Here is a 12,942-nt window from a genome sequence, read left to right as displayed (position 1 = left end):
ATACCATCCGTAACACTCTCACCACGCCCTGTGATGAGAAATAAAGTATAATACGTCTCTAGATAAGTTCTTCTAAGGCTCAGATGAAAAGAGTAATATCCTTATAGGCAAACTCCATCTGAGCCTAAAAATCACTTAATAGGAGGTCTTTATGAAGATTGTAAAATATATCAGAAACATCTTATCTGGATTATATTTAAGTATTAAGAGATTTCCACTTGCCATATTATTTTCAGCATCTGTTGCTGCTGTACTTATAGTAATATCAGAAACTAATTTAAAAGAGGACACCTTAGCTAGAATAGCTATGATCCTTGCCCTTGGAATTCCCCTTTCACTTTGTATAAAGCTTTTCTTTGAGAAAAAAGAGGAAAAAAGTATTTATAAGCTCCTTCTAGCTTATATAGGTGGATCTTTATTTCTAATTCTTTATTACTTCTTATTTCTAAAAACTAGAGAAATGGTGCCTATTACTAGATACATTGCTGTAAGTCTTGCACTATATCTATGGTTTCTTTTTATACCACATCTTCTTAAAAAAGAACAATTTGAAATGTACATTATAACTGTATTTACAGGATTTTTTATCACTATAATCTATTCAATTGTATTATATTTAGGGCTTTCTGCAATTTTATTTACAATAGATAAACTTCTTGGAATAAAGATTTTAGGTAAAGTCTACTACTATACATGGCTTTTTGTAGTTTTTATCTTTGCAGTATCATATTTTCTTTCTGGAATACCATTTAAAAATCAAGAACTAACTGTGAAATCTTATCCAAAGCTTCTGAGGATACTGCTTTTATATATTGTAATGCCGCTTTTGACAGCATACACAATAATACTATATATATACTTTGGGAAAATAATTATAACAGCACATTGGCCAATTGGCATAGTTTCTCATCTAGTTCTGTGGTATTCAGTTATTGTTACAATAGTATTATTCTTTATTACCCCTATAAAGGATGAAAATCCATGGCAAAACAAATTTTTAAAGTTTTCTCCTAAAATCCTTCTGCCACTTCTTATAATGATGTTTATTTCCATAGGTATAAGAATAAATGCTTATGGTGTAACAGAAAGAAGATATTTTGTTGTTATTCTAGGAGTATGGTTATTTTTAATGATGCTTTATTTATCCTTTACTAAAAAGCATAGGAACATAATAATTCCTCTTACACTTTCTATAGTCGCCTTAATTTCTGTATTTGGTCCTCTTAGCAGCTATTCTATTTCAAAGATGAGTCAAAATAACAGACTTGAAAAAATTCTTATAAAAGATAACATACTTAAAGATGGAAAACTGCAAAGTTCTCCTAATATTCCTAAAGAAGATAAAGCTGAAATAAGCAGTATACTAGATTATTTTAATCGGAATCACAGCTTTAAAGATGTTAAATATCTTCCACAAAATTTCAAATTAGATGATATGGATAAAGTATTTGGATTTTCTTTTGTAGCATCAAGCTACGGTCCTACTGGAGAATACTTCACTTTTATGAGAAATCAATCAGAAAATGCACTAGATATAAGTGGATATGATTACCTCTTTGATACAAGAACTCTTAATAATCACGTTAACGCATCAAGTTCTCCTTTGACAGCTTCATATAATTATGAAACCGCAGTTGTAAAGGTTACTTACAAAGGAATTGAGGTTTATAATAAAAATTTAAATTCTTTTGTAAAGAATCTAATTGACAAACATGGATTATTTTCAAAGGAAAACTCACTTTCTTCTGAAGAAATGACTTTAGTTGAGGAAAATGAAAAAATTAAGGTTAAATTTATATTCTTAAACATATCTGGCAACAAAGACCCATCAACTGGAAATATTGATGCTAAAGGAATCGAGTTCTATATGCTTCTTAAAATCAAATAAAATTTCAGGTGGTGAAATAAGTATATTCACCACCTTTTTGGTAAAAACTTGTGAATTTATGAAAAGTTTAGTAGAATTGTATTGTCATCAATATTTTACATCATACGAGGGGGAATAATCGTGCGAAAATTTTTTGCTTTTATTACAGTAACTTTATTCTTTATATGTCTACAAGTTACTTCTTTTGATGTCCACGCTGAAGGGGCCGGTAGAACATTATATGTATCTCAGACTAAAGGAGATAGACAAGCGCCTTGGGGAAGTATAGATAATCCTTTTCCATCTATTCAAGAAGGCATATATGCTATGGAACCTGGCGACACTCTTTTAATAAGAGGAGGAACCTATATCGAAACTACAGATGTATTAAGCAGACACAAGAAACCTGGTTCAAGTACTGCTTGGTATACAATAAAAAATTATCCTGGTGAAACTGTTGTAATGAGTGGAAACAATGCTAGGACTATATTTGGAAAAGATGGTGTCGATGCAATAACTTTCAACGGAGTTTCTTATTGGAGAGTTGAAGGTATAGAAATGAAAGACTATACAGGTGCAGGAGTATATGTATACAACTCAAGTAATATCGAATTAAGTAACTTAAAAATACATGACTTAGATTATCCTGAATATAGACCTGTTGGAACATCTGGAGTATACGGAGAAAATGGTTCAAACAATTGTACTGTTAAAGACTGTGAAATATATAATGTAGGTTTAAAGATAAATAAGCCAAAAGATCATGGAATATACATAGGTTACGATGTTTCAAACTGGACTATTAGCGGAAATCATATTCATGATAACGCAGGAGCTGCTATACAAATGTATGGGGCTCCTAATGGCGGCAGTAACTGCAACATTACAAATAACTTTTTATATAACAATCATGCTTATGGTATGGCTATTGGCAGCAATGCAACTAACAATTACATATATAATAATGTATTTTATGGAAATGCTTTTGACGACATATACATGCTAGAAGGTGCCGTTAAAAATTACTTTAGAAACAACCTATTTTTAAGCAGATACAGCAACTATAATATTCAGTTGTCTGACGAAAGTTCAATAGATAACTCCTTTGATAACAATATTTATTATAAGGTTAACGGAATAGTAACAAACAGATACGATAAGACATTAACTTTTAACGAATGGAAAGCATGTTCACAGGAATACAGTGGACAATATATTAATGATGAAAATGCTGCCCAATCTTTAATAAATAACTGGACACCTGCTAGTGGTAAAAAATATTCAAGTATAAGATTAAGTGGACAGGATAGATTTGAAACAGCTACGAAAATTGCAGAAGGCTTTAATAGCGGAAGTGTCAGCAGTGTAGTTATAACTTCTGGTTATAACTTTCCAAATGCTCTAAGTGGAAGTGTTTTAGCTAAAAAACTAGATGCTCCTATACTTTTAAGTGGTAACTCTGCTTCTGAAAATACGAAGACTATAGAATATATAAAGAATCATTTGACTAAAGATGGTACAGTATATATTTTAGGTGATGAAAAGGAAGTAAATAACGATATAGTAAATAGCCTAAATAATTTAGGTTACTCAAATGTAAAAAGACTTAGTAGTAGCTCAAAATATGAAACTATAAAAATTATAAATGATGAAATAAATGCGAAAGAAGGTACTCCTTTAGTTATAGCTGGTGGAAATGTATTTGCAGATGGTCTAAGTATTTCAACAGTAGCTGCTTCAAAAGGATATCCAATTGTTTTATCAGACAGTAATTCTTTATCAGATTCTGCTATAGAAACTATTAAAAAGGTTAAACCTTCTAAGGTATATATCATAGGAGGAACTGGCGCTATATCTGATAGTATAAAAGAACAAATTAAAAGCATAGCTAATCTTTCTGAAGATAATATAGCTAGAATTTGGGGAAGCGACAGATATGCGACATCCTTAAATATAGCTAAACATTTTGATTTAGCTAGTGATACTGTAACCTTTGCCTCTGGTGAGAATTTCCCAGATGCTTTAGCTGGTAGTGTGTATGCTGCAAAACATGGCTCTCCTGTTATTCTTGTCAGTGGAGATATTAAAAATCAAAAGGTTTATATTGACGGAAAAAGCTTTGTAAATCAAGTTATTTTTGGTGGAGCAGGAGTAATTGGAGAAAATTTAAGAATTAATTTAGCGAAATAGAACTCAAGCAATAATAAGACACTGTATGTAAAACATATAGTGTCTTATATAAAAAATGTCATGGACTATATACAAAGTCGCTAATTTTTTTATAGCAAACTTTTGCATGTCCATGACATTTAATTTTTATTTTATAAATAACTATTAAGATCTATTTGCTCTTTGAAAGAATCCAATCCTACTCTGTCTATATAATCTCCTAATCTTTCTCTATTAGTTGCATTTTCATTATATACTTGAATAATTTTTTCTGTTAAGTCATATATGTTTTCTTCTGGTACGCAAAGAGCTATTCTATCTGCTATTCTTGGCTTGGCTCCACCTTTTCCGCCAACATAGAACATCCATCCTTTTCCGCTTCCTATTAATCCTATATCCTTAAATGCACTATCTGCACAGCTATTAGGACAACCGCTTACACCTATTTTTAATTTATTAGGTAATTTTTTACCATGATACAAACTATCTATTTTTGAGCCAACTGCTACTGAATCTTGAAGACCCCTTTTACAAAAAGTAGTGCCTGGACATATTTTTACACTTCTTACACATAAACCTATTGCTGCACCTGGATCCATATCTAAGTCTTTCCAAACATTATCTAAATCCTCTTCTTGTAATCCAACTAATGCAATTCTTTGAGCTCCAGTAACTTTAATAGCTGCTGCATTATATTTTTCAGCTACATCTGCAATAGTTCTCAAAATATCTGGTGTTACAATTCCAGCAGTTAAATGTGGTGCTACTGCATATGTTTCTTTATCTCTTTGTAATATTGCCCCTTTTTCTAATAAATCAGTTTTCATTCGTATAACCTCCTAAATTGGTTCTTTTAATATATATTATTAAATAATTAATATCAATTCAATTGTATCATATTTAGCCAATATAGACTACTAAGATATTAAATGCTTTATTTATATCCAGAAATAATTAATTTAAAAATACTATGTTTTAAGTGTGTATACACCTATATAAGATCAGTTTAGTTATGGAAAATGTAATGTAGGTTAGATAATATAAATAGTTTAGAATTTATAGTGTAAAGTTGATAGAGCTAGACTAAATTAAACTAGCTCTATTAATTTGCTGTTATAATCAATGTGACTAAACCAACTGTCCGTTATTAGACTAACGGGTATATGAATAATATGAAGTTTAATTTTGCCTAAGGGTCTTACCTCATCTATGATATGGTTCACCGAGTCAATTGCATAGAAGCTAAAAATGGCAAATTAACCTTCTAGAGGAGCTTAATTACCAACTTTCTATTGAAATTAAATCAAAATTTTTTGAAGCCTTTAACAATTCATCGTCTGTTGGGGACATTCCAAAATATACCCTTCCTTCTCTTAGCGATCTTAATTCTCTCATAGCATATTTATCAGAGTGATATTTCATGACATAGTTGCCATAGGTTTCAAATTCACTGAAGCCTGCTCCCTGTATATTTTTTACATCAATAGAATACATTATTTTTTCATAAAAGTAGTTGCCTTTTAATTCTTTATTACTTTCGATTTTCTTTATTAATTCAATCATTATTTTTGTATCTATTATCATATGCTCTGCTATAAATGACTGATGATTATACTTTTTAACTTCACCATTGAAAAGTTTTTCAAGAGTTGCAAAATAAGGTTTATGGTGCTCAGTCTTCATTGTAAATAAATATTTACCGCTCCTATCATCAAAAAATGAAATGACGTTAAGCGGTATTGTATCAGCATCCCATATAACATAATGATCTTCTTTACATATTGTTGCATAAGACATCTTAAGAAATTGTTGAAAATACCAACCACTTGAGTGAGTGTTACCTGCAATATTATACATAATAGATTGAATAGTATTTAATTTCATATCTTTATAAATCTCATCTTCATTAATGAATTCTAATTGCTCATTAAGTGGAAATGAACTTTCTGAATCTTTAGAACCGATAAAAATAATCTTTCTAGGTGAGAGCATTTTAAAGATATATGGTATATTTTTTATCGCTAGAGGCACATCTTCTTTAGCTACTGGTATAACCACATCAAATGTTTTATTATTATCCACTATATTTTCCCCCATTTGCTTTTAACACATGAATCTTTGCGCTTTATACAGTTGCATTTTATTATATTCTATATGTTGGAATTTGTTACAGCTTTATAACTAACTTATTAGTATTTATATAATAGTTTAGAACTAATTCTACGTTATTTCAGGGGGAATTTGAAAACGCATCACTATCATCATTTAGCTGCATTACAAGCTATATGAACTGCATCCCATACTCCTGCAAAAGGAGGTGCATAACATAAATCTGTCATTCCTAAATCCATGGTAGTCATATTGTTATGAATTGCTATAGCAAACATATCAACTCTTAATACAGCTCCTTTTTTGCCCATAGCCTGAGCACCTAAAATTCTATTAGTTCTTTCTTCATACACAAGCTTAATCCATATAGGAGTTGGATCTGGATAATATCCTGGGTGGTCATACGCCTTAATAAAAACTGTTTTATAGTTTATAGCTAAAGCCTTAGCTTCACTTTCAGATACTCCAGTTCTGCCTAATTCATAATCTAAAATTTTAATTGCAGAACTTCCAAGGGTCCCTACATACTTGTTATGCTTACCTGTAATGTTTTCCCCTGCCAGCCTTCCACACTTGTTAGCAGTGGTTCCCAGCGGTATAAAGGAGTTCTCCTCTTTTACCTTATTATATACTTCAGCACAATCTCCCGCCGAGTATATGTCAGCAATATTAGTTCTCATTTCTCTGTCAATTACTACTGCACCATTCTTAGCAAGGGCTATTCCTGAATCTTTCAAAAAATTAGTAGCAGGTCTTACACCTATAGCCAAAATAACCAAATCTGCTTCATAGCTTCCCTTATCAGTTTTTACCCCTGTAACCTTATCTGTGCCTACAAGTTCTTCAACCTTTTCATTTAAATTAAATTTAACTCCAGCTTCCATCATAATGTTAGTTGCCATTTCTGTTAATTCAGAATCAAAAGGTTGTAATATTCTCGGAGCTAGTTCTACAACCCTGACATTTTTGCCAGCATGTAATAAGGTTTCCGCTAATTCTATTCCTATGTATCCACCACCAACAATTGCTACATTCTTTATCTCTGGAGTTTCTACTGCCTTTTTAAGTATCATTCCATCTTCCAAGGTTTTAAGCACATATACTCCTTTTAAATCCTTTCCCTTTATAGGTGGAACTACTGGTACAGTACCTGTAGCTATCATAAGTTTGTCATAGGAATCTATAAACAGACTATCATTCTCTAAATCTTTAACTAAAATTTGTTTACTTTCCGGTTCAACTTTTACAACTTCATGTTTAAGATTTATTTTCATTCCTGTCTTTTCAAATTCTTCTTTAGTTCTTGCTATCATTTTAGTATAGTCATCATTTATACCAGATACATAGTAAGGAAGTCCGCAAGCACCATAAGATACAAATGGACCCTTCTCATAAACTACAATTTCAGCACTACTATCAACTCTCTTTATTTTAGAAGCAGCAGACATTCCCGCTGCAACTCCACCAATAACAACAACCTTCATAAAATCACTCCTGTCTACTTGAAAAGTTTTGGAAGACTCTCACTATATGGCGAATATGCTATACCCTTTTCTGTTACTATAGCAGTTATTAGTGAGTTATCTGTAACATCAAAGCATGGATTATAGGTTTTTACTCCTGCTGGAGCCATTGGTTTTTCATACCACTTTGATGTTATTTCTTCATCAGCTCTTAATTCTATGTGAATGTCATCACCAGTACTGCATTTTAAATCAACAGTAGATAGTGGTGCACAAACATAGAATGGTATTCCATAGTGCTTAGCTAAAATCGCCACCCCTGAGGTTCCAATCTTATTAGCAGTATCCCCATTTTCAGCAACTCTATCACAGCCAACCAAAACCGCTTGAATTTTTCCTTCTTTCATAACTATTGAAGCCATATTGTCACATATTTATGGATAAACAACTGAATTTTTAACTATATACTACCATAGCATGTTGTGTTTTTCAATTAATACAACAAAGGCTATCTTTCTTACACAAGAAAAATAGCCTTTGTTAAAGAATATTAACTTCTACTGATTTTCTATATAGGCATCCACAACAGTAGCCACATAATGATCTATTCCTTCATCAACCATAGCTATTATTGTAGGAGAACTAGGACTGTTAACCTGTATCCTATAGGCACTTGAATTTATTCTATCTAATCCTTTATCTCTATTTATAATAACTTCAGATGCTCCATTATATTCATAACCTTCGTAGGCATTTGATATCATATTCTTTAACCTATCCGCCTGACCATCGATTTGTCTTATATCTTTTAATACATCATCTATATCTTTCATGTTTTTCCCTCCAGCATTTATAAAAATATAATTTTACTTAACTTATTATTCCTTTTCCATAAAAATAAATACAGTCACAAGGCAATTCCTTATGACTGTACTACAAGTAAGATATATTTTAGATTTCCATGATTATTGGAAGTATAACTGGTCTCCTTTTTGTTTTTTCATATAAAAATTTCTCTAAAGATTTTTTCATGTTAGATTTTAATACGTACCATTCAATCACTTTATTTTCTAGGCAATTATCCAATTCTTTTTTTACGATTTCTTTTGCTTCATTAATTAGGGCTTCTGATTCTTTTACATAAATGAAGCCTCTGGTGATTATATCTGGACCGGCAATGATATTGTAGGTTTCTTTTTCTATAGTTACAACCACTGTTAGAATACCGTCTTCGGCTAAATGCCTTCTATCTCTAAGAACTATATTTCCAACATCTCCAACTCCAAGTCCGTCTACAAGGACAATACCAGTTGGAACCCTACCGGAAATTTTTGCTTCATTTTCTGATAACTCTAAAACTTGACCAGTTTCCATAATGAAAGTATTTGAACTTTCCATACCAAGCCTTTGTGCTAATATTGAGTGATGTCTCAAATGTCTATATTCACCATGAACTGGCATAAAATACTTAGGATGTACCAGTGTATGAATTAATTTCAACTCTTCTCGATAAGCATGGCCGGATACATGCACTTCCTCTAATGCCTCATAAATAACCTCTGCCCCTTTTTTAAATAGTTCATTAATCACTCTTGATATAAACTTTCCATTGCCTGGTATTGGTGATGCAGATATAATAATTAAGTCATTAGGTTCAAGTTTAATTGTTTTATGAGTAGAGAAGGCTATTCTAGCAAGAGCTGACATAGGTTCTCCTTGACTGCCTGTAGTTATGATAGTTATCTGCTCATTCGGATAATTACGAATTTCATCTACAGAAATCATATAATGTTCTGGTATATGCAAATATCCTAGTTCCATTGCAACCTTAGATATATTTTCCATACTTCTTCCACTAAAGGCTACCTTTCTCCCATATTGTACAGAAGCATTGACTATTTGCTGCATTCTTTGAATATTTGAAGCAAATGTGGCTACAATAACTCTTCCTTCAGCCTTCGAAAAAATTTTAACCAGCGTTTCTCCTATAGAACTTTCTGAAATTGTATGACCAGAACGCTCAACATTTGTGCTATCTGCCATAAGCAGTAGTACTCCGCTACTTCCAAGATTAGATATACGCTTTAAGTCCATAACCTTATCATCTATAGGTGTATAATCTACTTTAAAATCTCCAGTATGTAGTATAACTCCTACTGGTGTGAAGATAGCAAGACAACAGGAATCTGATATACTGTGATTGTTTCTTATAAATTCAACCTTAAAATTTTCTAGCTCAATCTTATCGCCAGGTTCTACCGCGTGAAGCTCAGAGCTATTGAGCAAACCATGCTCTTTTAATTTTATTTCAACTATTCCTAAAGTCAATCTTGTGCCATAAATAGGTACATTAAGCTGTTTTAAAAAATATGGTATTGAGCCTATATGATCTTCGTGCCCATGAGTTAAAAATATTCCTTTAACTTTTTCCTTGTTATCTAACAAATATGATATATCAGGTATTACTAAATCTACACCATACATGTCTTCCTCAGGAAAAGATATTCCACAGTCTATTACCATGATTTCGTCTCTATATTCAATTGCAGTTATGTTTTTGCCAATTTCTCCAAGCCCACCCAAAGGAATAACTTTTACACAATTTTCATTTTTCACTTGAATTCCTCCTTAATACCTATTAATTATCTAAGGATTTTCCTATACTTTATTTTTTCTTTAAATTATAAAAATAATCCTTTTTATTTTTAAAAGAAAGAAACTTAGTATGATAAATATAAATATCTAAACTAAGTTTCTTTGCTGTAAAAATATTCAATTTCTAATCTAAAACCAATGCTTTTAATTGTGCTTCAACAAAACTTTTATAACAATAGTTTAATATATCACTTCTCTTTATTATTCCAATAAATATTTCTTTATCATCTACTACTGGAATAAAGTTTTGACTTACAGAAGTATAAAGTAAATCTTCTATGTTTGAATTAATATGGATAGGCTTATTTACCATTCTTCTAGGTATATCATTTAATTTTATCTTGCTTGTACTTTTCAAATCTAAACCTGAGGTATTTTTTAGTTTCCAAAGCAAATCACCCTCTGTAAGTGTTCCAACATACTTTCCTTGGTCATCTAATAAAGGAATGGCCGTATATCTATGGTATTCCATTTTCTCTAATGCTTGCCTCATAGTCGAATTGATATTTTCATATACTATTTCTTCTTTAGGTGTTAAAAAAAATGCTATATTCATATCGACTTTATGTTACTAAATTATAAGAATTTATCTTAGTAATTAGTAACAATTTCACCTGCCTTTTCTCATTTTACAGTTCTCAATACTACTTAATATTTTATTTGTCATTATATATACTTATAAATTTATTATAACTCTAATATTTTAAAACTCAATAAACTAATTATTAATATTTTGTAATTTTTAAATATCAATTACCTTATATAGATATTCAACTTCGATAATTGACTTAACCAAGGCACCCCTATGAATACCGCTAATAAGCCAACCACTCAGGTTAAATATCTATATAATCTACTGATTTACTGTATAATCAAAGTTTCCATTCAATTGATTTTTGAGGAATACAGCTCTTTTATTTAACCTGTTAAAGTTCTTATAGTAAATATCTTTAAGGTTGTTTATTTCAGTTTTATATTTATAGTCATTAGTTTTCTTATAAGCATTGTCTAAATATACATAGTATTTTTGGTAAATCTGATAATAATACTTTTCACAATCTAAAACTATATCAAAATACTTGATTGTATTCTCTATATCTCCAAGCCTTTCATAGGTAAAAGCAATATTCATCTTTATTCTAGGATCTTCATTATTAACCTGTTCTGCTAATTTTAAGTTTGCTAAGCATCCTTGATACATATTATTGTTTCTGTAAACCTGTGCCATCAGCACATATACATCTGGATTTTTAATGGTTATTGCTTTATTTGCTCTATAAAAAGTAATAGATTTGTTTATATCATTTTTTGCATATAAATTTCCCAGGAAAGTTAATGAATTAATTATTAAAATATATACTGAAACTATCAATCCCAAACTTATCATAGACACTTTAACTGAATTTCCTATAGTAAAGCTATTACTTTTATCTGAAAAACTCATTATCATTACTACTATTATAAAAATTGAGGTAAAAGAAAAATCAAAATCTAACAAACTATGAAAATATATCGTTAAAAACATAGCTAATTTTAAAACTTTTAATCTATCTTTCTTAAGTTTTAGTATTATATATAATCCATATATAAAGATAAATATAAAAACTGCTAGTCCCAGTATCCCTAAATCATAACAAACTTGCAAAAGTGAATTGTGAATGTATTTTATATCATAAAAAGCGGATTGACCTTTATACTGTTTATACACAAATGAGTTAATACCATCCCCCAAAGGATTTTTTATTATACTTTGAAAACAATCTTCATAATATATAAATCTTTCTTGAAGAGATCCTGAATTTAAACTGATATTGCTCACTCTAGTGTTAAAATTAAATTTTCCAAATACCAGCAAAGAAAGAGATATAATTATAGCAATAGCAAAAAATAAAGATATCTGTTTTTTTATTTTAGCACTAGACTTGTCATAAAAATAATATAAAGGTATATAAAAAACTGGTATAACAAAGGCTGTTCCTAGTCCAAAATATTTAACTAATCCATAAAATATGATAGTCGTAAAAAAATTTATTGCTATTCTATAGTTTTTTTCTTTATATTCTGCAAAATAGCATATTAATGCAAAAATAAATAAATATATAAATGTATTTCTTGACTCAGTAAATAGTATTCCAAGTATTAGTACCCATTGAATTGATGACTTAAGCTTTTGTTCTGCTCTTATTTCATTCATATATAAGCCAATTAACAGCAATAATCCATATGTATTGGCATATCCAAAAGTACCATCTATCCTTTTATTTAATATAAGTCCTTGAAATATTATAAATATAAAAGTTGATATTGATATAATATAGGTAAAATAATCTAATACTTTAGGCATATGTAAATTCGTAAATAATAAATAGAACATCAGAATAGCTAGATATGTAATGAAGCCATCAAAAAATAGATTTATATTCTTACTGTATATCAAGGATAGCATTGCTATAACATTTAAGAATAATATTGAATAAAATATATATTTATTAACTATTAAGCTCTTTTCTATTTTTAATAAATATATGCTGCATATTAATAACAGTATTGCTCCACACACACTAACAGGCAGTAGATTATATGGAACAAGTAATATTGCTGCAATAAGTAGTAAATACCTCATAGCTATTGTTTTCCTTTCATCAGTGTTAAAATAATAAAGCAGAGAAAGCTCTGCTT

9 protein-coding genes and 1 pseudogene are annotated in these 12,942 nt (G+C 30.2%); 2 read left to right on the top strand and 8 right to left on the bottom strand.

What is annotated here, in order from left to right; all coding sequences use genetic code 11:
- Nucleotides 1-151 precede the first annotated feature (151 nt).
- Together I6U51_RS20660 and I6U51_RS20655 are read left to right on the top strand one after the other, a co-directional pair.
- Entirely contained in the window at nt 152-1,888 is a 1,737-nt protein-coding gene (locus tag I6U51_RS20660) for a DUF4153 domain-containing protein (RefSeq protein WP_211144453.1), read from the top strand.
- Between the two features lie 120 nt (nt 1,889-2,008).
- Nucleotides 2,009-4,057, top strand: coding sequence for a cell wall-binding repeat-containing protein (locus I6U51_RS20655; protein WP_343069757.1), 2,049 nt, complete (start codon nt 2,009-2,011; stop codon nt 4,055-4,057).
- 131 nt (nt 4,058-4,188) lie between these two features.
- Here I6U51_RS20655 and I6U51_RS20650 read toward each other — a convergent pair whose 3' ends face one another.
- The 8 genes and pseudogenes from I6U51_RS20650 to I6U51_RS20615 all read right to left on the bottom strand — a co-directional run bounded on the left by I6U51_RS20650 (nt 4,189) and on the right by I6U51_RS20615 (nt 12,886).
- Complete coding sequence (locus I6U51_RS20650) at nt 4,189-4,863, bottom strand: nitrite/sulfite reductase domain-containing protein (RefSeq protein ID WP_211144452.1); 675 nt, start codon at nt 4,861-4,863, stop codon at nt 4,189-4,191.
- A gap of 451 nt (nt 4,864-5,314) precedes the next feature.
- A complete protein-coding gene (locus I6U51_RS24895) occupies nt 5,315-6,118 on the bottom strand; it encodes a DUF6492 family protein (RefSeq protein ID WP_211144451.1) in 804 nt (267 codons plus the stop codon).
- Between the two features lie 179 nt (nt 6,119-6,297).
- Nucleotides 6,298-7,629, bottom strand: coding sequence for a CoA-disulfide reductase (locus I6U51_RS20640; protein ID WP_211144450.1), 1,332 nt, complete (start codon nt 7,627-7,629; stop codon nt 6,298-6,300).
- A 14-nt stretch (nt 7,630-7,643) separates the two neighbouring features.
- Nucleotides 7,644-8,042, bottom strand: a pseudogene (gene mtnA / locus I6U51_RS20635) (S-methyl-5-thioribose-1-phosphate isomerase); the annotation flags it as partial.
- Nucleotides 8,043-8,165: 123 nt separating this feature from the next.
- Complete coding sequence (locus tag I6U51_RS20630; protein WP_211144448.1) at nt 8,166-8,441, bottom strand: hypothetical protein; 276 nt, start codon at nt 8,439-8,441, stop codon at nt 8,166-8,168.
- Between the two features lie 118 nt (nt 8,442-8,559).
- Nucleotides 8,560-10,224, bottom strand: a complete 1,665-nt coding sequence (locus tag I6U51_RS20625; protein WP_211144447.1) for an RNase J family beta-CASP ribonuclease — start codon at nt 10,222-10,224, stop codon at nt 8,560-8,562.
- 163 nt (nt 10,225-10,387) lie between these two features.
- Nucleotides 10,388-10,819, bottom strand: coding sequence for a CBS domain-containing protein (locus I6U51_RS20620; RefSeq protein ID WP_211144446.1), 432 nt, complete (start codon nt 10,817-10,819; stop codon nt 10,388-10,390).
- 297 nt (nt 10,820-11,116) lie between these two features.
- A complete protein-coding gene (locus I6U51_RS20615; RefSeq protein WP_211144445.1) occupies nt 11,117-12,886 on the bottom strand; it encodes an O-antigen ligase family protein in 1,770 nt (589 codons plus the stop codon).
- Between the last annotated feature and the right edge of the window lie 56 nt (nt 12,887-12,942).

Source organism: Clostridium aciditolerans, assembly GCF_016316925.1.
GTDB classification, from domain to species: domain Bacteria; phylum Bacillota; class Clostridia; order Clostridiales; family Clostridiaceae; genus Clostridium_AM; species Clostridium_AM aciditolerans.
This window is presented reverse-complemented; position numbering and strand designations above follow the sequence as displayed.